General features: G+C 65.9%; 16 protein-coding genes. 9 read left to right on the top strand and 7 right to left on the bottom strand.

The window, feature by feature from the left end:
- Positions 1-13: 13 nt before the first annotated feature.
- The 5 genes from pcaF to paaF are packed head-to-tail and all read right to left on the bottom strand — an operon-like array spanning position 14 to position 4,770.
- Positions 14-1,219 carry a 3-oxoadipyl-CoA thiolase gene (gene pcaF / locus AC0Z2B_RS04645; RefSeq protein ID WP_476295348.1) on the bottom strand — a complete coding sequence of 402 codons (1,206 nt, stop codon included), beginning with the start codon at positions 1,217-1,219 and terminating at the stop codon, positions 14-16.
- Entirely contained in the window at positions 1,212-1,661 is a 450-nt protein-coding gene (paaI, locus tag AC0Z2B_RS04640) for a hydroxyphenylacetyl-CoA thioesterase PaaI (protein ID WP_473006601.1), read from the bottom strand. The genes pcaF and paaI overlap by 8 nt, the downstream gene beginning before the upstream one ends.
- Positions 1,654-3,171 (bottom strand): 3-hydroxyacyl-CoA dehydrogenase PaaH, encoded by a 1,518-nt coding sequence (gene paaH, locus AC0Z2B_RS04635; protein WP_476295346.1) that lies wholly within the window; start codon positions 3,169-3,171, stop codon positions 1,654-1,656. Before paaH ends, paaI begins: the two co-directional genes overlap by 8 nt.
- A gap of 3 nt (positions 3,172-3,174) precedes the next feature.
- Positions 3,175-3,966 (bottom strand): 2-(1,2-epoxy-1,2-dihydrophenyl)acetyl-CoA isomerase PaaG, encoded by a 792-nt coding sequence (paaG, locus tag AC0Z2B_RS04630; RefSeq protein WP_476295345.1) that lies wholly within the window; start codon positions 3,964-3,966, stop codon positions 3,175-3,177.
- A 33-nt stretch (positions 3,967-3,999) separates the two neighbouring features.
- Positions 4,000-4,770 (bottom strand): 2,3-dehydroadipyl-CoA hydratase PaaF, encoded by a 771-nt coding sequence (paaF, locus tag AC0Z2B_RS04625; RefSeq protein ID WP_476295343.1) that lies wholly within the window; start codon positions 4,768-4,770, stop codon positions 4,000-4,002.
- Positions 4,771-5,112: 342 nt separating this feature from the next.
- On the opposite strand from paaF, the gene AC0Z2B_RS04620 reads away from it, so the two are divergent.
- The 3 genes from AC0Z2B_RS04620 to AC0Z2B_RS04610 are packed head-to-tail and all read left to right on the top strand — an operon-like array spanning position 5,113 to position 10,199.
- Entirely contained in the window at positions 5,113-6,612 is a 1,500-nt protein-coding gene (locus AC0Z2B_RS04620; RefSeq protein WP_476295342.1) for an aldehyde dehydrogenase family protein, read from the top strand.
- A gap of 57 nt (positions 6,613-6,669) precedes the next feature.
- On the top strand, positions 6,670-8,838 hold the full coding sequence (locus AC0Z2B_RS04615; RefSeq protein ID WP_476295341.1) for a PQQ-dependent dehydrogenase, methanol/ethanol family: 2,169 nt from the start codon (positions 6,670-6,672) through the stop codon (positions 8,836-8,838).
- Positions 8,839-8,849: 11 nt separating this feature from the next.
- Positions 8,850-10,199 carry a c-type cytochrome gene (locus tag AC0Z2B_RS04610; protein WP_476295340.1) on the top strand — a complete coding sequence of 450 codons (1,350 nt, stop codon included), beginning with the start codon at positions 8,850-8,852 and terminating at the stop codon, positions 10,197-10,199.
- A 285-nt stretch (positions 10,200-10,484) separates the two neighbouring features.
- Here the strand turns inward: AC0Z2B_RS04610 and feaR are convergent, their stop codons facing one another.
- Positions 10,485-11,390: a transcriptional regulator FeaR gene (feaR, locus tag AC0Z2B_RS04605; protein ID WP_476295339.1), complete on the bottom strand. Its 906-nt coding sequence runs from the start codon at positions 11,388-11,390 to the stop codon at positions 10,485-10,487.
- Positions 11,391-11,618: 228 nt separating this feature from the next.
- Between feaR and AC0Z2B_RS04600 the strand changes: the two genes are divergently transcribed.
- The 3 genes from AC0Z2B_RS04600 (at position 11,619) to paaX (ending at position 14,138) form a co-directional block, all read left to right on the top strand.
- Positions 11,619-12,470: a transporter gene (locus AC0Z2B_RS04600; protein ID WP_476295337.1), complete on the top strand. Its 852-nt coding sequence runs from the start codon at positions 11,619-11,621 to the stop codon at positions 12,468-12,470.
- An 81-nt stretch (positions 12,471-12,551) separates the two neighbouring features.
- The gene (gene paaY / locus AC0Z2B_RS04595; RefSeq protein ID WP_476295336.1) at positions 12,552-13,148 is read left to right on the top strand and encodes a phenylacetic acid degradation protein PaaY; all 597 of its coding nucleotides are present in this window, start codon (positions 12,552-12,554) and stop codon (positions 13,146-13,148) included.
- Between the two features lie 66 nt (positions 13,149-13,214).
- Positions 13,215-14,138 carry a phenylacetic acid degradation operon negative regulatory protein PaaX gene (gene paaX, locus AC0Z2B_RS04590; RefSeq protein ID WP_476295335.1) on the top strand — a complete coding sequence of 308 codons (924 nt, stop codon included), beginning with the start codon at positions 13,215-13,217 and terminating at the stop codon, positions 14,136-14,138.
- Between the two features lie 125 nt (positions 14,139-14,263).
- On the opposite strand, the gene tynA is transcribed toward paaX, so the two are convergent.
- A complete protein-coding gene (tynA, locus tag AC0Z2B_RS04585; RefSeq protein WP_476295334.1) occupies positions 14,264-16,552 on the bottom strand; it encodes a primary-amine oxidase in 2,289 nt (762 codons plus the stop codon).
- A 260-nt stretch (positions 16,553-16,812) separates the two neighbouring features.
- On the opposite strand from tynA, the gene AC0Z2B_RS04580 reads away from it, so the two are divergent.
- The 3 genes from AC0Z2B_RS04580 to AC0Z2B_RS04570 all read left to right on the top strand — a co-directional run bounded on the left by AC0Z2B_RS04580 (position 16,813) and on the right by AC0Z2B_RS04570 (position 19,929).
- Positions 16,813-17,724, top strand: coding sequence for a LysR family transcriptional regulator (locus AC0Z2B_RS04580; RefSeq protein ID WP_476295333.1), 912 nt, complete (start codon positions 16,813-16,815; stop codon positions 17,722-17,724).
- Between the two features lie 128 nt (positions 17,725-17,852).
- On the top strand, positions 17,853-18,566 hold the full coding sequence (locus tag AC0Z2B_RS04575; RefSeq protein WP_416424138.1) for a GntR family transcriptional regulator: 714 nt from the start codon (positions 17,853-17,855) through the stop codon (positions 18,564-18,566).
- Between the two features lie 493 nt (positions 18,567-19,059).
- Entirely contained in the window at positions 19,060-19,929 is an 870-nt protein-coding gene (locus tag AC0Z2B_RS04570; RefSeq protein ID WP_473006609.1) for a sulfotransferase, read from the top strand.
- The last annotated feature ends 13 nt before the right edge of the window (positions 19,930-19,942 follow it).

Here is a 19,942-nt window from a genome sequence, read left to right as displayed (position 1 = left end):
GCTGTGCATAGGCTTACAGGCGTTCGATGATCAAGGCAATGCCCTGGCCGACGCCGATGCACATGGTGCACAGGGCGTAGCGGCCATTGGTCTGTTCCAGCTGGTGCAGGGCGGTGGTCACCAGGCGCGCACCGCTCATGCCCAGCGGGTGGCCCAGGGCGATGGCGCCGCCGTTGGGGTTCACCCGCGGGTCGTCGTCGGCCAGGCCCAGCTCGCGCAGCACGGCCAGGCCCTGGGCGGCGAAGGCTTCGTTGAGTTCGATCACGTCCATGTCGGCCAGGGCCAGGTGGGCGCGCTCCAGCACCTTGCGCGTGGCAGGCACCGGGCCGATGCCCATGATGCGCGGCTCGACGCCGGCGGTGGCCATGGCCAGCACCCGGCCACGGGCCTTGAGGCGGTAGCGCTCGGCTGCTTCGGGGCTTGCCAGCAGCAGCGCGCAGGCGCCGTCGTTGACCCCCGAGGCGTTGCCGGCGGTGACGCTGCCGTTGGCGCGGAACGGCGTGCCCAGCTTGTGCAGTTGCTCAAGGGTAGTATCGCCGCGCGGGTGCTCGTCGTGCTCTACGACTTTGGCCGGGCCCTTGCGCTGGGCGATGCTGACCGCGACGATTTCCCGTGCCAGGCGCCCGTTGGCCTGTGCGGCGGCGGCGCGTTGCTGGCTGCGCAGGGCGAAGGCGTCCTGGTCGGCGCGGCTGATGTTGAACTGCGCGGCGACGTTTTCAGCGGTCTCGGGCATCGAGTCGATGCCGTACTGCGCCTGCATCAGCGGGTTGACGAAGCGCCAGCCGATGGTGGTGTCGAACAGCTCGGCCTGGCGCGAAAAGGCCGTCTCGGCCTTGCCCATCACCAGTGGCGCACGGGACATGGATTCCACGCCGCCCACCAGCATCAGCCCGGTCTCGCCGCTGCGAATGGCCCGCGCTGCCGTGCCCACCGCGTCCAGCCCCGAGCCACACAGGCGGTTGAGGGTGGTACCGGGCACGCTCACCGGCACGCCGGCCAACAGCGCCGACATGCGCGCCACGTTGCGGTTGTCCTCGCCGGCCTGGTTGGCGCAGCCATAGATGACGTCGTCCACCTGGCTCCAGTCCACCTGCGGGTGGCGCTCGAGCAGGGCGCGCAGGGGCACGGCGCCCAGGTCGTCGGCGCGCACGCCGCTGAGGGCGCCGCCGTAGCGGCCGATGGGGGTGCGCACGGCGTCGATGATAAGGGCATCAGTCATGAGGGTTCTCCGGCGTCAGCACGGTGCCGCGCACTTGGTAGGACTTGCCCCGGAACAGGGCGATGAGTTGGCCGTTCTGGTTTTCGATGCGCACGTCGTAGGTGCCGGTGCGGCCGCGACGGCTGAGTTCGTGGCAGGTGGCCGTGAGCACGTCGCCCACCGGCACCGCGCCGATGTACTCGATGCTGCAACCCTGGGCCACGGTGGCCAGGTCGTAGCTGTTGCAGGCCACGGCGAACGCCGAGTCGGCCAGGGCGAAGATGAAGCCGCCGTGGCAGGTGCGGTGGCCCTGGAGCATGTCGGGGCGCACGGTCATGGTCAGCTGCGCGTAGCCGGCGTCGGCGTCCAGCAGGTGCAGGCCCAGGGCGCGGCTGGCGTTGTCGCGTTCCAGCAGCGCCATGGCGCATTGCTGGGCCAGGTCGCGGGCGGTGGCTTCAGTCATGCAGGCTTCTCCCTTGCGCCAGGCAGCGGCGCAGCAGTAGCGAGGGGCGGTAGCGCTCTTCGCCGTAGGCGGCCTGCAGGTGCTGCAGCACGGCCACGACCGTGTCCAGCCCCAGGGCGTCGGCCCAGGCCAGCGGCCCGCGCGGGTAATTGACGCCGGCGCGCATGGCCAGGTCGATGTCGGCTGCCGAGGCCACGCCTTGCAGCGCGGCGTCGGCGCCTTCGTTGGCGAGCATGGCCACGGTGCGCAGCACGCACAGGCCGGGGCTGTCGGCGAGGGCGCTGACGGCCAGGCCGGCGCGGTTCAGCAGGGCCACGGCCTGGTCGATGGCCGCAGGCGAGGTGGCGGCTGCCCAGCTGATGCCGATGCGCGTGGCCGTGGCAAAGTCCAGGGCCAGGTCCAGCAGCACCAAGTGTTGCAGGCCGTGGTCCAGGGCGCGCTGGCTGGCCATGCGGCCGTCGGACAGGGCCAGCACGGCGTCGCCGCAGCGCAGCAGGCCGTTGCCGGGGCGGCGGGTCACCTGCACGCCCTGGGCTTCCAGGCGCTCGAGCAGGCCGTCGAGCAGCGGCGGCAGGCCTTCGGCCACGCAGTGCTGCACCGTGGCGCTGCTGGCCAAGGTGTGCGGCAGCGGCCGTTGCGCGCCGTCGCGGTAGTCGTAGAAGCCCTGGCCGCTCTTGCGGCCCAGGCGGCCGGCGTCCACCAGCTCCTTCTGCAGCAGCGAGGGCTGGAAGCGCATGTCCTGGTAATAGGCGTCGAACACCGAGCAGGTCACCGCGTAGTTGACGTCGTGGCCGATCAGGTCGGTGAGCTCGAAGGCGCCCATGGCAAAGCCACCGGCCTCGCGCAGCAGGGCGTCGAGGGTGGCGCTGTCGGCGGCGCCTTCCTGCAGCAGGCGCAGGCTCTCGGCGTAGAACGGCCGGGCCACGCGGTTGACGATAAAGCCCGGCGTTGAGCGGGTGTGCACCGGCCGTTTGCCCCACGCGCTGGCGGTGTCATGCAGGGTGCGCGCGGTGTACTCGGCGGTGGCCAGGCCGCTGACCACTTCCACCAGCGCCATCACCGGCGCCGGGTTGAAGAAGTGCAGGCCGGCGAAGCGTTCGGGGTGCGCAAGCTCGGCCGCCAGGGTGGTGATGGACAGCGACGAGGTGTTGCTGGCCAGCAGGCAGTCGGGCGCGCACAGGCGCTCCAGTTCGGCGAACAGTTGGCGCTTGACCGCGAGTTGCTCGACGATGGCCTCGATCACCAGGCGGGCGTCGGCCAGCGCGGGCAGGGCGTCGCAGGCGTGCAGGTTGGCCAGGCAGGCGAGGCGGGCGCTGTCGGCCAGCTTGCCGGCCTTCACCCGCTGGCCCAGACGCTGGTCGATGGCGGCGATGGCCTGGGCGGCGGCGCCGGGGCGGGTGTCGTAGAGCTTCACCGGGTGCCCGGCCTGGGCGGCCACCTGGGCGATGCCGGCGCCCATGGCGCCGGCGCCGATCACCGCCACTTCGGCGGACAAGGGCAATGCGGCCATGGCTCAGTTCCCCTTGAACGCGGCGGGGCGCTTGGCCATGAACGCGGCCACGCCTTCGCGGTAGTCGTGGCTGCGCCCGGCCAGGCGTTGCAGGTCGCGTTCAAGTTCCAACTGCTGGTCCAGGCTGTTGTCGAAGCTGGCGTTGAGGCTGCGCTTGATCAGCGCCAGGCCGTAGGTGGGCTGGGTGGCCAGGTGGCGGGCCAGTTTCAGCGCTTCGTCGCGCAGCTCGGCGTCGTCCACGCAGCGGTAGATCAGGCCCCATTGCTCGGCCTGTTCGGCGCTCAGGCGTTCGCCCAGCAGGGCCAGGGCCTTGGCGCGGGCCATGCCCACCAGCCGTGGCAGCGCCCAGGTGCCGCCCGAGTCGGGGATCAGGCCGATCTTGCAGAACGCCTGGATAAAGCTGGCCGAGCGCGCCGCCAGCACCAGGTCACAGGCCAGCGGGATGTTCGCGCCGGCGCCGGCGGCCACGCCGTTGACCGCGCAAACCACCGGCAGCGGCAGCTCGCGCAGGGCGCGGATCAGCGGGTTGTAGAACTGCTCGATGGACTGGCCCAAATCCGGCGCATCGGCGCCGGGGGCGACGTTGCGGTCAGCCAGGTCCTGCCCTGCGCAGAAGCCGCGGCCTTCGCCGGTCAGCAGCAGCACGCGCACGCTGGCGTCCTGGCGCACGCGCTTGAGGGCTTCGCGCACCTCGCCGTGCATCTGGGCGTTGAAGCTGTTGAGTTGCTCGGGACGGTTGAGGCTGAGCAAGGCGACGCCGTCGTCGATGGCGAACACGATGGTTTCGAAGGTCATGGCTGGGGTGCCCCTGGAGGGTGAACGGATGGGTTACTGCCCGCGGAACTGCGGGCGGCGCTTGTCCTGGAAGGCGCGGATGCCTTCGTCGCGGTCCTGGGTGCCGGCCAGCAGCGTGAAGGCGTGGCGTTCGAAGCGCAGTCCGCTGGCAAGGTCGGTGTCCTGGGCCTTGAGCAGCGCTTCCTTGGCCAGGCGCACGGCCAGCGGCGCCTTCTCGGCGATGCTCCGGGCGATGGCCAGGGCGCGCTCCATGGTGAATTCGGGTTCGGTGATTTCGCTGACCAGCCCGGCCTCCAGGGCCTGGCGGGCGCCGATGGGCTCGCCGGTGAGCACCATCTGCATGGCCAGCGACTTGCCCACCGCCCGCAACAAACGCTGGGTGCCGCCGGCGCCGGGCATGATGCCGAGGTTGATTTCCGGCTGGCCGAACAGCGCATCGCGCCCGGCAATCAGGATGTCGGCGTGCATCGCCAGCTCGCAGCCGCCGCCCAGGGCATAGCCGTTGACGGCGGCGACCAGTGGCTTGGTGAAGGCGGTGATGCGCTGCCAGGACGCCACGCGCGGGTCATTGAGGATGCCCACCAGGTCGCGTTCGGCCATTTCCTTGATGTCGGCACCGGCGGCAAAGGCCTTGCGGCTGCCGGTCAGCACCACGGCGCGGGTGTTCGGGCACTGCTCGGCGTCGCTCAGCGCTGCGGCCAGCTCGGCGAGCAGTTGGGTGTTGAGCGCGTTCAGCGCCTCGGGGCGGTGGAGGGTGACCAGGCGGACGGCGTCCAGCTGTTCGACCACAAGCAGTGCAGGCATGGGCAGGCCTCACGGGTGTGCCCGGCTATCGTGGCCGGGCTGATTATTGGAGCGGCTGGGGTGGCCGATGGGCTCAGTATAATCACAATGCGATACACAAAAACAACATCAAAAATAAAATACCGTGTCTCAATTATCACCCATCCCCGTAGCAGCGGCCCCAGGCCGCGTCCCAGGCCCTACGGTTTTGCAGGAAGACCGCGTTGTGGCCGGACGCGGCCTGGTGGCCGCTGCTACGGGGGGATGTGGCAGGCTGGGAAATTGAATTGGCAGGCAGGGGAAACTGGCGCCTTGCCGGTTTGCTTAAGCTGGTCGCACGCCTCTTTCAGCAAGGACACCCCCATGGCCAGTCAAACCGTTCACCCCCTCGACAGCGTCACCGCCTTCCTCGGCCGCCAGCATGGCCTCTACATCGACGGCGCCTGGGTAACCGCGCGCGGCGAAGGCAGCCTGCCGGTGTACAACCCGGCCACCGGCGCACAGATCGCCGCCACCGCCGACGCCGACGCAAGCGACGTAGACCGTGCGGTCCAATCCGCCCATAAGGCCTTCACCTCCGGCGTCTGGTCACGCCGCCTGCCGGCCGAGCGCGAGCGCATCCTGCTGCGCTACGCCGACCTGCTGGAGCAGCACGCCGAGGAGCTGGCGCAGCTGGAAACCCTGGAGCAGGGCAAGTCCATCGCCATCGCCCGTGCCTTCGAGGTGGGTAGCACGCTGAACTGGATGCGTTACACCGCAGGCCTTGCCACGAAGCTGTCGGGGCGCACCCTGGACCTGTCCATCCCGGTGCCGGAGGGCGCGCGCTACACCGCGTTTACCCGCAAGGAACCGGTGGGCGTGGTGGCCGGGATCGTGCCGTGGAACTTCCCGCTGATGATCGGCATGTGGAAGGTGATGCCGGCGCTGGCGGCGGGCTGCTCCATCGTCATCAAGCCGTCGGAAATCACCCCGCTGACCCTGATGCGCATGGCCGAGCTGGCCACCGAGGCTGGGGTACCGCCGGGCGTGTTCAACCTGGTGACCGGCAGCGGCGGCGTGTGCGGCCGGGTGCTGACCACCCACCCGTTGATCAGCAAAATCAGCTTCACCGGCTCCACGGCGACCGGGAAGGGTATCGCCAGGAGCGCTGTCGATCGCCTGACGCGTATCACGTTGGAGCTGGGCGGCAAAAACCCCGCCATCGTGCTCAAGGACGCCGACATCCAGCAGGTGGTGGAAGGCCTGATGATGGGCAGCTTCCTCAACCAGGGCCAGGTGTGCGCGGCCAGTTCGCGCATCTACGTGGAGGCGCCGATCTTCGACCAGGTGGCGGCGGCGTTCGAAGGGGCGGTGAAGGGGCTGAGCGTTGGCCCGGGCATGGACCCGACGTTCCAGATCAACCCGCTGGCCTCGCAGCCCCACCAGGCCAAGGTGCTGGCGTACCTTGAAGATGCCCGCCGCCAGGACGCCGAGCTGATCAGCGGCGCTAAGGCACCGGACGGCGATGGCTTCTACGTATCGCCGACGCTGGTGATCAACCCCGACGACCAGCTCAAGCTGACCCGCGAGGAAGTGTTCGGCCCTGTGCTGTGCCTGAGCCGCGTGGACGACGTGGAGCAGGCGCTGGCCCTGGCCAACGACTCCGACTACGGCCTGACCGCGAGCCTGTGGACCCGCGACCTGAACGCGGCGATGAACCTGACCCCGCGTATCGAAGCGGGCACGGTGTGGGTCAACAGCCATACGCTGATCGATGCCAACATGCCGTTTGGTGGCTTCAAGCAATCGGGCACCGGGCGTGATTTTGGCGCCGATTGGCTGGAGGCGTTCACTGAAACCAAGTCGGTGTGCATACGCCACTGATCTGTTGCCTGTGGGGGCTTGCCAGCTCCCACAGGGCTTAGCCAAGGAAATAACAACATGACTCTCAAAGTCAGCCATCGCCTGTTAGCCCTGATGTTGCTCGCCAGCACTGCCCACGCCGACACCGGCCAGGCCATCATCGACGCCGACCAGCACCCCGAGAACTGGTTGAGCTACGGCCGCACCTATTCCGAACAACGCTTCAGCCCGCTGGACCAGGTCAACACCACCAACGCCAAAGACTTGAAGATTGCCTGGTACTACGACCTGGACACCAACCGTGGCCAGGAAGGCACGCCGCTGGTGGTGGATGGCGTGATGTACGCCACCACCAACTGGAGCAAGGTCAAGGCCTTCGACGCTGCCACCGGCAAGCTGCTGTGGGCCTATGACCCCAAGGTGCCGGGTGATGTGGCCGCCCGCGGCTGCTGCGACACGGTCAACCGTGGCGCCGCCTACTGGAATGGCAAGATCATCTTCGGCGCCTTCGACGCCCGCCTGATCGCCCTGGACGCCAAGACCGGCAAGCTGGCCTGGAGCGTCGACACCATCCCCCGCGATGCGCACCTGGGCAACGTCAAAAGCTACACCATCGACGCCGCGCCCCGGGTGGCCAAGGGCGTGGTGGTGATCGGCAACGGCGGCGCGGAAATGGGCGCCCGTGGTTTTGTCTCCGGTTTCGATGCCGAGACGGGGGCGTTCAAGTGGCGCTTCTACACGGTGCCGGCGCCGGACAACAAGCCCGACGGAGCCATCTCCGACAAGCCCCTGAGCGAGCTGGCCTACAAGACCTGGGGCCCCAACGGTACCTGGAAGCAGTCCGGCGGCGGGGGCACGGTGTGGGACTCCATGACCTATGACCCGGTCACCGACCTGCTGTACATCGGCGTCGGCAACGGCTCGCCGTGGAACTACAAGCTGCGTTCCGAAGGGGTGGGCGACAACCTGTTCCTGGGCAGCATCGTCGCCGTGCGCCCGCAGACCGGCGAGTACGTGTGGCACTTCCAGGAAACCCCGCAGGACCAGTGGGATTTCACCTCCACCCAGCACATCATCACCGCCGACATCCCAGTGGCGGGCAAGCAGCGTCACGTGATCCTGCATGCGCCCAAGAACGGTTTCTTCTACGTGCTGGACGCGGCCACCGGTGAATTTCTGTCCGGCAAACCCTACGTGCCGATCAACTGGGCCACTGGCCTGGACCCCAAGACCGGCCGCCCCCACACCGTGCCTGATGCGCTGTATTCCCTGACCGGCAAACCATGGCTGGGCCTGCCGGGCGATCTGGGTGGCCACAACTGGCAGCCCATGGCCTACAGCCCGCAGACCGGCCTGGTCTATATCCCGGCCCAGCAGATTCCATTCGGCTACGTGGCCAGCTACAACCCGCAACTGCACCCGGTGGGCCTCAACCTGGGCCTGGACATGGCCAAAATTGGCCTGCCGGACGACCCCAAGGTCAAGACCGAAGTGGCCAAGGCCCTGCAGGGCTGGCTGTCGGCCTGGGACCCGGTCACCCAGAAGGAAGTGTTCCGCGTCGACCACAAGGGCCCGTGGAACGGCGGCGTGCTGGCCACCGGCGGCGGCCTGGTGTTCCAGGGGCTGGCCACGGGCGATTTTCATGCCTATGACGCGCGTACTGGCAAGGACCTGTTCCGCGCCTCGCTGCAGAGCGCGGTCATGGCCCCGCCCATCAGCTACGCCGTCAACGGCAAGCAGTACATCGCCGTGGAAGTGGGCTGGGGCGGCATCTATCCGCTGCTGATGGGCGGCATTGCCCGCACCTCGGGCTGGACGGTGAACAAGTCGCGGGTGGTGGTGTTTGCCCTGGACGGCGACAAGACCCTGCCGCCACTCAATGACAAAGGCTTTCTGCCGGTCAAGCCGCCCGCGCAGTTCGACAGCGCCAAGGCCGACAGCGGCTACGGCGACTACATGACCTTCTGCGCCGCCTGCCATGGCGACAACGGCGAGTCGGGCGGCGTGCTGCCGGACCTGCGCTGGTCGGGCGCCATCCGTGCCCGCGATGCCTTCTATCGCGTGGTCGGGCAGGGCGCGTTGACTGCCTATGGCATGGACCGCTTCGACGCCTCCATGAACGGCGAGCAGATCGAAGCCGTACGCCAGTTCCTGCTCAAACGCGCCAACGCCACCTATGAGCGCGAAGTGCAGGCCCGGCAGAACCCCAGCGGCACGCCGGACAACATCGGGCCGGTGTTCAAATGAGCGGGGTAGCCATGAAGACCTTCACCTTGTTGCTGGGCGCAAGCCTTGCGGCCACGGCGCTGGCCGATGAGGCGCCCGCCGTCAGTCGCGGGCAATACCTGGCGCGCCTCGGTGATTGCGCCGCGTGCCACACGGCGGTGCAGGGGCCGTTGTTTGCCGGTGGCCTGGCGATTGAATCGCCCCTGGGGCGGTTGTACTCCACCAACATCACCCCCGACCGGCAGACCGGCATCGGCGAGTATTCGCTGGACGATTTCCGCCGTGCCGTCACCGAGGGCGTGCGCAAGGACGGCACCAGCCTGTACCCGGCCATGCCGTACCCGTCCTATGCGCGCATGAGCGAGGCGGACATCGCCGCGCTGTATGACTATTTCATGCACGAGGTGCCCGCCGTGGCGGCCGCCGACCGCGCGGTGGATATCCCCTGGCCGCTGTCCTTGCGCTGGCCGTTGCGGGTGTGGCGGGCGATATATGCGCCTGCGCCGGCGCCCTTTGATGGCAGTCGTTATGCCGATGCCCAAGTCGCCCGCGGTGCTTATATCGTGCAAGGGCCTGGGCACTGTGGCTCGTGCCATACCGACCGTGGCCTGGCGTTGCAGGAAAAGGCGTTGGATGACCGTGACGGTGCGGCCTACCTGGCGGGCGGGTCGATCATCGACGGCTGGTCCACGCCCAACCTGCGGGGTAACGCCCGTGGCGGGCTGGGTGCCTGGACTGAGGAAGATTTGGTGCGCTTCCTGAAGACCGGACGCACTGACCACACCGCCGCCTTCGGCGGCATGGTCGACGTGATTGCCTGGAGCACCCAGTACCTGACCGACGACGACCTGCAGGCCGTGGCCAAGTACCTCAAGACCTTGCCCGCCGACGGCCCGCAACCTGCGCGTCAGACGCCGGTCGGGATGCTGGCGGGCAGCCCGGGCGAGCAGGGCTACCTGGACCACTGTGCGCTGTGCCATGGTGCCGACGGGCAGGGCGTGGCACGGATGTTCCCGGCGTTGGCGGGCAACAACCTGGTGATCAATGACCAGCCGCAGTCGCTGCTCAAGATCATCCTGGAAGGCGCCAGCCTGCCGCCCAGCCACTGGGCGCCGTCCACCGTGCACATGCCGGGGTATGCCAGCGTGTTGTCGGACCAGCAGGTGGCGGCCATCGGCAACTACGTGCGCCAGGCATGGGGCAATGAGGCCAAGGCGCAGATCACTGCACAGGCGGTGGCGCAGACGCGTAAGCCGCCGGTGGAGGCGTTGGGCAAGGATCGGGCGGATATTGGTTGGCAGACCGTGCGGCCGCAGCCGTATGGCAGCCAGTGGTCGTTTTCCATTCAGCCACATGGCCCTGGGGACGTCGCCCCGCAATAACCGTAGCCGCTGCCGCCAGGCTGCGCTGGCCTGCGTGAACCCTGGAGATTTTTAGTGGGGCATAGTCCCAGCGCAGCCTTCGGCAGCGGCTACAGGCGTAGCCGCTGCCGCCAGGCTGCGCTGGCCTGCGTGAACCCTGGAGATTTTTAGTGGGGCATAGTCCCAGCACAGCCTTCGGCAGCGGCTACAGGCGTAGCCGCTGCCGCTAGGCTGCGCTGGTCTGCGTGAACCCTGAAGGTTTTTGGTGGGGCATAGTCCCAGCGCAGCCTTCGGCAGCGGCTACGATCAATGATACCGCTTGCGGTACTCACTCGGCGCCACGCCAAACCGCGCCTTGAACGCTGTGGTGAAGTAGCTGCTGTTCACAAACCCCCACTGGTACGCCACCACCGCCATCTTGTCCCGCCCGCTGCCGTCGCGCAGGCTCTGCGCACACAAGTCCAGCCGACGGTTGCGGATGTACTGCGCCACGCTGTGGCCATGGCGACCAAACACCCGGTACAGCCCGCGCATGGAGATGCCGCAATGCTGCGCCACTTGCTCGGGCGTCAGCTCGGTTTCGCCCAGGTGCCGGTCAATCCATTCCACGCAGCGCTGGTAGGCCTTTTCATGCCCGTCCTGCGGCTCGTCGTGGCGCAGCAGCGCCGGGCGCAGCAGGCCGACGATCGCGTCCAGCACCGCTTCGCTTTCGCCATAGGACAAATCATCGCGCACCCGCGTGCTCATCAGCAGTTGCGTGGCCAGGCCCGCCACCGCCACCTGCGCCGAGACCTTCTGCCCGGCACCGATGCCGCCGTGCTTGAACATCCCTTCGATCCGCTCGTAAGGCACGATCAACGACAGTTGCCGCGCATGCCCTTCATAGGTGAAATCGCTGGGGCAGTGGTTGTCGATGAACATGATGTCCCCGGCGCGCAGGGTTTCGCGCACATCGCCCTGGCGCATGTGGGTGGCGCCTTCCAGTTGGAACACCGCAAAGAAGTGATGCGCCGAACTCTGGTCCACTTCGCCACGCTGGCGCACCAGCCGCGCCTGGGCCGCCTGCACCACGCTCATCTTCAAGGCGCCCTGGCGATGTTCGACGATATCGCCCTGGAACGCCGTGCCCGTGGCCTGGCCGCCGAACCGGTCGCAGATGCGGTTGATGGAATTGAGCCAGCCCTCGAACGAGGTGGCAGGGGATGGGTTCATGATCATGCCTCACACCGTTGTTGTCGTTATGTGTGTGCAGCGCAACAGCGCTTGGTGAAAGTAAGCATCGGTACCGTGCATGAATCCAGTTCTGTATCGTTTTTCAGATGAAAAAACGGCAGAGAGTCGAAAACTCCTGGCACGCACAGGGTAAGTCCGCCGCCTGGTTTTGTTTAGATTGGGTATCACATCGATCCAGCCCATAACAACGACAATCAGGGTAATGTGATGACCACACAACGCTCCATCCCCCTCGCCATGCTGATGCTGCTGGCCGGCACCGCCCACGCCGATATCAAGCCCGACTCCGGCGACTACGCCGCCTTGCCGCCGGGCACTGACCTGGCGTTGTTGTACCAGCAGAACCCGCGCATCGACAAGTCTTACCTGGGTGGGCACAAGGTGGCCGATAATCTCGACCTGGACCTGACGGTGGAGGTACTGCGCCTGGTGCACTTCAGCGAGTTCTTCAACACCGGCCTGATCTGGGACCCGCAGATCATCGTGCCTTACGGCCACCAGGACATCGGTGCCAGCGGCCAGAAAAACACCGGCATAGGCGATGTCACCTTCGGCGCCACCGTGTGGACCCTGGCCGACATGGCGCGCAACCGTCACCTGGGCTGGTCGCTGTTCATCACCGCGCCCACCGGGGCCGACAAGAACCAGGGCTTTGCCCTGAGCAACAACCGCTGGGCGGCGGACCTGCAGGTGGGCTACGTGCACGGTTTCGACAGCCACTGGACCTGGGATGTGATCGGCGAAACCGAGTTCTACGGCGAGCAGCGCAACACCGGCGCCCATCGCGACCCGCTGGTGCAATTGCACAACCACCTGCGCTACAACTTCACCCCGCAAACCTCGGTGGCGCTGTCGTACCGGCACAATTGGGGCTCGCGTGAAACCCTGGACGGCGAGGTGCTGGACAGCAGCCACAACAACGGCACCGTGGGCTTGAGCGCCACCACCATGCTGGGCAAGCAGTGGCAATTGATGGGGCAATACTGGCGTGACGTGACGGTGCGCTCGGGGCCGATGACCGAGCATTCCATCCAGTTCCGCCTGGCGTATATCTATTGAGGTCGCGTCTGGCTGATTTTCATGATACATAAAGCCAATAATAGGTATGTTTTGTGTAATTGTAATAATCGCGAGGATTCCATGGCCTGCTACAGCCTTGATGGCTTGACTCCCGTCGTCGACCCCAGCGCCTACGTGCACCCCACGGCGGTGCTGATTGGCGACGTGATCATCGGCCCCCATTGCTACGTGGGCCCGCTGGCCAGCCTGCGCGGCGATTTCGGCCGCATCGTGCTGGAGGAGGGCGCCAACCTGCAGGACACCTGCGTGATGCATGGTTTCCCCGACAGCGACACGGTGGTGGCGCGCAACGGCCATATCGGCCACGGCGCGGTGCTGCACGGCTGCCGCATCGGCGCCGACGCGCTGGTGGGCATGAACGCGGTGGTGATGGACAACGCGCGCATCGGTGCACGCAGCTTCGTCGCCGCCACGGCCTTCGTCAAGGCCGGGTTCGAGTGCCCGGAACAATCGCTGGTGGTGGGCAGCCCGGCCAGCGTCAAGCGCGTGCTGGGCGACCAGGAAGTGGCGTGGAAGCAGGCCGGTACCCGCGAGTACCAGGCGCTGGCCCGTCGTTGCCTGGAAGGCCTGCGCGAGTGCCCGCCGCTGGCCCAGGTGGAAGACGATCGCCCGCGCCTGCAGGTCAGCCAGCACCAGCCCAAAAGCGCTTCGAAGTGATACTGACAGTGGCCCCCAGGGGCCGGCTGTCGGTATATTTGCCCCTTTGCCTTGCACGGACTGCCCATGTCGTCGCTTACGCCACTCAATCAACTGATCGCGCGGTTCCAGCAACAGGTGCCGATTCGCGCCAGCTCGCTGATCGTCACCCTGTATGGCGATGCCATCGAACCCCACGGCGGCCGGGTCTGGCTGGGTAGCCTGATCCGCCTGCTGGAGCCCATGGGCATCAACGAACGGCTGATCCGCACCTCTATTTTCCGCCTGACCAAGGAAAACTGGCTGAGCGCCGAGAAGGTCGGCCGGCGCAGTGACTACAGCCTGACCGGCACTGGCCGCCGGCGCTTCGACAAGGCCTTCAAGCGCGTGTACAGCGCCACGCCGCCGGCCTGGGACGGTGCCTGGTGCCTGGTGATGCTGACCCAGCTGCCGGCGCCGCTGCGCAAGGAAGTGCGCGAGGAGCTGGAATGGCAGGGTTTCGGCGCCGTGGCCCCGGCCGTCCTGGCCAGCCCGCGCATCGAGCGCGCCGACCTCAACACCACCCTGGCGGACCTGGGCGCGCTGGAAGACACCATTGTGTTCGAGACCATGGCGCAGGACGTGATGGCCTCCAAGGCGTTGCGCCTGCAGGTCAAGGAGAGCTGGAACATCGAGGAGCTGGCAGCGCATTACAGTGAGTTCATCCAGTTGTTCCGCCCCCTGTGGCAAGCGCTGCGCGAGCAGGAAAACCTGGACCCGGAGGAATGCTTCCTGGCCCGTACCCTGCTGATTCACGAGTACCGCAAGCTGCTGCTGCGCGACCCGCAATTGCCGGATGAGTTGCTGCCGGGGGATTGGGAGGGGCGTGCGGCACGGCAGCTGGCGCGCAATATCTACCGGTTGATCTATGCCCAGGCCGAGGCGTGGTTGAACACCGTGATGGAAACGGCCGACGGGCCGTTGCCCGAGGCGGGGGAGAGTTTCTACCGCCGCTTCGGCGGCTTGCGCTGACTTCAACGTTTCGTTGACGCACAGGCCCTGCGCCGCTGGGGGGCCGCGGATACCTGGTTGTTTCCCGCTGCCGATGGCGGGGCGGCCCCTTCGGTACTGCGCAGATGTTCAGCGAGGTAACCGGTTTATTTGGGGGCGTTGAGGTTCAACGTCGGCGTCTCGTCGAAGAAGTTCCACGGCTTGAGCAGCATGTGCACCCACTCGGTCGGCATGATCGGCCATTCCTCGGCACGGGCCACGTGGGTGGTGCCGGTGGTCAGCCACACCACGTCATCGGTGTTGTCGATGGACTGGTTGTCCTGGGTGTACTGGCCCAGCCCGGTGTCCTTGTCGGAGCGGTTCGGGTACTTGCCTTCCGGGTAGCGCTCGTCGGGGTTGTAGCGGGTTACCCAGATCTGCTTGTCCATGAAGCTCAGGCGGTGGTACAGCCATTCATCCTTGCCGAAGTTGGCGCCCTTGGCCACCGGGTGGGTGCCGCCCGCGTACGGAATCAACTGGTAGGACACCGGGTTGCCCATGCGGTTTTCCTTGTTGGGGTTGCTCAGCAGGCGTACGGTGGCCGGGTCGAACTTCTGCGCGGCGGCCTGTTCGTTGGTCACTTTCTGCTGCTGGATCTGCATGGTGCTGGTGCGCGGCCCGCCACGGTCGTTGCCGGCTACCACGGGGTTCACCTCCACCAGGGTGTTGTTCTCGCCGTCGATATCCATGTCCAGGCGGAAGTTGTAGATGTGCTGGTGGGTGGTGCCGACGATGTTGGTGTCGATCAGCGTGCCGTAGCGGGTGTCCTCCTTGGCAGTGGCGTCGTGCATGGTCTTGCTCTTCACGCCCTTGACCGCCTCGATGCCGGTGGCGCCGGCGTCGATGCCGATGGTGCCGTTCTGCTGGAACACCCAGTCGAAGATGTAGTCGTAGTTGCCCACGGTGCTGATCCAGCGGATCACCAGCTCACGCCGCTCGGTGGACAGGTTGGGCTGGCCCATTTCCTGGTGCTTGTACTCCGGCCCCGCGTAGCGCTCGAAAATCGCCATGGCGTGGGGGATGGTGGTCGGCTTGCCGGTGTAGTCGGCGATGGTGGCGTCCAGCAGCACGGCGTTCTCCGGCGCGTCCTTGCCGCGCTGGATGGGCGAGGTGAGGGTGCCCATGCCGTAGTCGCCCGAGTCCAGGTAGGCCTTGAAGTACCAGCCCACGTCCGGGTCGCCGTAGGGCACGATCATGCCGCCCAGGCTGCCTTCGTACATGATCTTGCGTTTGGTGCCCTTGTCGTCGTAGGTGACGGTGGACAGGATCGGGCCCACGCGCGAGTCCAGGCGCAAGTGCAGGTCCCAGTTCTGCCAGTGGATGCTGTTGCCGGTGATGGTGTAGTTCTTGCCTTCGGGCTCGGTGATGTCCAGCGGCTTGACCGTGGCGGCCTTGCGCCCGCGGCCGTCATAGGGCGTGGGTTTCATCGGCACCGGGATGACCCCGGCGTCTTCGAGCTTCACCACTTTTTTCTGCTCCAGATCCACCACCGCCACCAGGTTCTCGATGGGGTGCGCCCAGTAGTTGCCGTCGCCCACGTCCAGGTAGCTCACCACCTTGAGCAGGCGCTTGTCCTGGGCCAGGCCGTCCTTGCCGTCGAAATACCCGACCGTCAGCGGCGTGGTCACCACCTTCTTGACGTCATTGATGCCGCGGCTTTTCAAGGCCTGGGCGTACTCGTCACTACCTTCGATGATCGATTGCACGGCGGTGAAGTCGTCCAGCAGCACCATGCCGTGGGCGCCGACCACCGGCTTCCAGGACAGCACCTGGCGGGTCTTGAGGTCGACGGTGCTTTCGATCACGTGCTTGCCGTCCAGCACCACCACGTTGGCCTCGCGCGGGTCGGTGACCGGGTTGCCGGTGTAGACGAACTTCCACACCTGGTCCTTGGCCGGCTCGTGCAGGGAGATCTCGGTGAAGCGGTAATTGCCCTGGTAGTGGGGCGAGGCCTTGATGGCGTCCACCGCGGTCTTGATTTCATCGGCGCTCAGGGGGTTGAGCGGGTGCGGGCGGGTCTCCACCACGAAGGTCTTGTCCAGGCCCGACTGGAACACCTCGTTGATGAAGTCGTGGGACATGTACGCGGTCTTGCCCTTGAACACCACCGGCACCTGCAGCTCGATGCGCTTGCCGTTGAGCATGGCCACCCGGGTGTTGGGCTTGACCTTGACGTAGGCGCCGTCCTTGGCGATGACGAAGACATCGGCATAGTCGTCCCATTTGACGCTGGCGCCGAAGTCTTCCAGGGTCGATTGCAGCGGCACCATCTCGGCTGCGCCGCCGTGGGCGCTGGCCTCGGGCAGCCACCACGGCAGGCTGGCCAGGCTCAGGGAAATGGCCAGGGCCAGGCGGGCGACGGGTTTGGGTTGGTAGCGGGACAGCGCGTTGAACATGATGGAATTCCTCGACGGAGCACTGGCGGCTCCTTCCTGCAGTCGGTTGGCGTGGCGGGGCAGGCCCGCACGTCTCGACTCTAGGGCAGGGCACCGGGCGGGAAGTAGCACAAATCGGCAATGCGTAACGGGCTTGCGTGTATCGGTTTCGGCGATGAGTGCTGCTCATGGGTGCTTTGAGCTAGGCTCAGTAATACACGGCGGGTTGCCCCGGTAGACTGGCCGGTGCATTTGCCCTTCACCACGGCCAGGAGCCCACCATGCACATCAGCCGCGCCAACTTGGCCGACTTCGTCTATTTCCTGGCCATCGCCCGCCACCAGAGCTTCAGCCGCGCGGGGCTGGAGGTGGGGATCAGCGCCTCGGCGCTCAGCCATGCGATGAAGGGCCTGGAGGCGCGGCTGGGTGTGCGCCTGCTCAACCGCACCACCCGCAGCGTGACCCTGACCGCGGCCGGCGAGGAACTGCACGGCATGATCGACGGGCCCATCGAGACCATCGGCCAGGCCATGGAGACGCTCAACCGCTTTCGCGACGAGCCGGCGGGGCGCATTCGCCTGAACATCCTCAGCGATGGCGCCGACCTGCTGCTGGGGCCGGTGCTGCCGGTGTTCAACGACCGTTACCCGCAGGTGGAGGTCGACCTGACCGTGACCAACCGCATGGTCGATGTGATCGGCGGCGGGCACGACGCGGGCATCCGCTACGGCGGCACCGTGCCCGAGGACATGATTGCCCAGCCGCTGTCGCCGGACATTCGCTGGGTGGTGGTGGGTTCGCCCACCTACCTGCGGCGCTTCGGCGTGCCCCAGCACCCTGCGGACCTGGCGGCGCACCGCTGCCTGCGCATCCGCCTGGGCAACGACCGCATGTACGAGTGGGAATTCGAGCGCGGCAGCGAGCAACTGGCGGTGGCGGTGCCGGGCGCCGTGACCATCGACGAGACCCGCGTAGGCGTGGCCCTGGCACGCAACGGCGGGGGGCTGATGTACGTGCCGGAACCGGTGGTAGCGCCGTGGGTGCAGGCCGGCGAACTGGTGCGGGTGCTGGATGACTGGGCCAGCGTGGCGCCTGGGTTCCACCTGTACTATTCCAGCCGTCGGCAGCTGCCGGTGGGGCTGCGGTTGTTGATCGAGCTGATTCGCGAGCTTCAGCCGTTGGGGGCATTGTGAGCGGTCTTTACCTGGCGGTTCGTGGCCCAGCCAGGCGGTTGCCTGAAGCAGGCCTTTGATTACGGGCATTTGCGGGTAATATTGCGCGTGTTTATTTATTTTTCGAGACGCATTGCTGGAGCTCGTTCGTGAAAAACGGCAAGAACACGCTATATGAGGACCTGAAGCGGCAGATTCTCACCATGGAACTGAGCCCTGACGAGGTGCTCGACGAGGTGGGCCTGAGCGAGCGCTACGGCCTGTCCCGCACCCCGGTGCGCGAAGTCTTCCGCCGCCTGGCGGGCGAAGGCTACCTCGATATCCAGGAAAACCGCGGCGCGCGGGTCATTGCCATGAACTACGCCACCCTGCGCAATTTCTTCCTGGTGGCGCCGATGATCTACGCCGCTGTCGGGCGCCTGGCCGTGCACAACTTCCGCCCGGCCCAGCTGGAAGACCTCAAGCAGACCCAGCAGCGCTTCCGCCAGGCGACCCAGGCGCGCGACGCGCTGGCCATGGTGCTGGAGAACAACCGCTTCCACGAGATCATGGGCGAGATGGCCGGCAACCAGTACCTGGAACCCAGCCTGGGGCGCCTGCTGATCGACCACGGGCGCATCGGCCACACTTTCTACCGGCCGCGCGATCCCGACATGGAGCAGCGCCTGGACTTGTCGGCCGACCACCATGACGCGTTCATCGAAGCCATCGAGCGTCGTGACGAGGAGGCGGTGGTGAACCTGGTGTTCGAGCACTGGGAGCTGTCGCGCGCCAACATGGAAATGTTCATCGCCCCCCGGGGCCTGGGCTCCGACGGCCAGGAAGACCTGCTGCGCAGCCTGAACTCGATGAAAAAGATGTAGCAGCGGCCGCAGGCCGCGTCCAGGGCGCTCTGCGGTGAACCTGGACGCTGCCTTCGGCAGCTGCTACAGGGGCGCGTGTACCCCGCCGGTATCATCCTTGATACGTTTATAACAACTTCCCGTACACGAAAGTCTTCAAGCAATTTCTCATTGAGTCGATAGCGTCAATGGCGTTCTTGTTGGCACTGCCAAGTGCTGCCGGCGACGTTGTAACGTTATTGATTCACTGTTGAGCCGTGGAGATAAAGGGCATGCCTGTCATCAAGGCGTTGAGGACATGTGCCGTTGGGCTAATTGCCACTAACGGGAATATGTCAAATACGATACATGACGTGCGAGCCCGGGCTTACAACGCTCGAACGCGAGTCTTATTGCTGGGTCGCTATCCTTCGGGGCTAATTGGCGCCGATGAAATCGACGCTATATTGAGCCTGTATTACCGTCACCAAATCCCTGGCCGGGCGAGTGGCCAGTCTGTAGAGGATTTACCTGAATGAATGGCTTTATCATCGGCACGGGACGTTGCGGCACGACCATGCTCGCGTCGATCCTGAACAGTCACTCGCAGATCTGCGTCCCGCCCGAGACCCAGCTGCTGTGCCAATACGCCGGCAACGGCGCTGGCCTGCATGAACTCTTCGAAGCCGGTGCGCAGTTTGATGGGACCGCCGAGCAATTTATCGGTTATGTCCAGAAACGCTGCCCGCACAAGTTGCATGAATACTTTGACTACGCCAGTTACTTCCGGGCCCAGCGTTATCCGGTCGCCCGTTTGAAGGAGTTCATGGGCGATTTTTATGCCGCCATTGCCACGGCGAAAAACAAGTCGATATGTATCGAGCAAACCCCCTGGTATGGCCAACGTATTGATGTTTTGGAAGACCTGTTTCCAACGGCTAAATACATACACATGGTGCGCGACGGGCGCGATGTCGCTATCTCTTTCAGCCGAACTCCGTGGTGGCATAATAACATTGAGCACAACTTGATTCGCTGGGCAGCAGAGGTCGATCGGATTCAACGCTTGAGCAACCGAATGTTGTCGCCGGAACGGATTCTGACCGTTCGTTATGAAGACTTCGTCGACGCCCCTCACGCCAAGCTGGAAGAAATATGCGGTTTCCTCGGCGTGGCGTATGAACCGTCCATGCTCGATGCCCAGGACAACATTGATTACCACCAACTGGGCAAGATGACCTCTGCGCCGATTTCGTCGCTGGCCATGAACCAATGGCGCACGGAGAAACAGAGCCCGGTATTCAAGGACAGTGTCCAGGCCTGGAGAAACTTCGCCGGGTACGACTTTGCTGCCACGCCTGCGCATGTCAAGGAATGCCTTGCTCGCCAGGGTTACGACGCCTGACAACCGCCATGAA

Source organism: Pseudomonas sp. GYB4201, from assembly GCF_056312595.1.
Note: the sequence above shows the minus strand (reverse complement) of the source record. Positions and strands in the feature narration are given on the sequence as shown.

Coding starts and splice junctions, on each gene's coding strand:
- AC0Z2B_RS04600 (WP_476295337.1), top strand. CDS start 11,619: ATGACCACACAACGCTCCATCCCCCTCGCCATGCTGATGCTGCTGGCC.
- paaF (WP_476295343.1), bottom strand. CDS start 4,770: ATGCCTGCACTGCTTGTGGTCGAACAGCTGGACGCCGTCCGCCTGGTC.
- AC0Z2B_RS04610 (WP_476295340.1), top strand. CDS start 8,850: ATGAAGACCTTCACCTTGTTGCTGGGCGCAAGCCTTGCGGCCACGGCG.
- pcaF (WP_476295348.1), bottom strand. CDS start 1,219: ATGACTGATGCCCTTATCATCGACGCCGTGCGCACCCCCATCGGCCGC.
- paaG (WP_476295345.1), bottom strand. CDS start 3,966: ATGACCTTCGAAACCATCGTGTTCGCCATCGACGACGGCGTCGCCTTG.
- paaY (WP_476295336.1), top strand. CDS start 12,552: ATGGCCTGCTACAGCCTTGATGGCTTGACTCCCGTCGTCGACCCCAGC.
- feaR (WP_476295339.1), bottom strand. CDS start 11,390: ATGAACCCATCCCCTGCCACCTCGTTCGAGGGCTGGCTCAATTCCATC.
- AC0Z2B_RS04615 (WP_476295341.1), top strand. CDS start 6,670: ATGACTCTCAAAGTCAGCCATCGCCTGTTAGCCCTGATGTTGCTCGCC.
- paaI (WP_473006601.1), bottom strand. CDS start 1,661: ATGACTGAAGCCACCGCCCGCGACCTGGCCCAGCAATGCGCCATGGCG.
- AC0Z2B_RS04570 (WP_473006609.1), top strand. CDS start 19,060: ATGAATGGCTTTATCATCGGCACGGGACGTTGCGGCACGACCATGCTC.
- paaX (WP_476295335.1), top strand. CDS start 13,215: ATGTCGTCGCTTACGCCACTCAATCAACTGATCGCGCGGTTCCAGCAA.
- AC0Z2B_RS04620 (WP_476295342.1), top strand. CDS start 5,113: ATGGCCAGTCAAACCGTTCACCCCCTCGACAGCGTCACCGCCTTCCTC.
- AC0Z2B_RS04580 (WP_476295333.1), top strand. CDS start 16,813: ATGCACATCAGCCGCGCCAACTTGGCCGACTTCGTCTATTTCCTGGCC.
- paaH (WP_476295346.1), bottom strand. CDS start 3,171: ATGGCCGCATTGCCCTTGTCCGCCGAAGTGGCGGTGATCGGCGCCGGC.
- tynA (WP_476295334.1), bottom strand. CDS start 16,552: ATGTTCAACGCGCTGTCCCGCTACCAACCCAAACCCGTCGCCCGCCTG.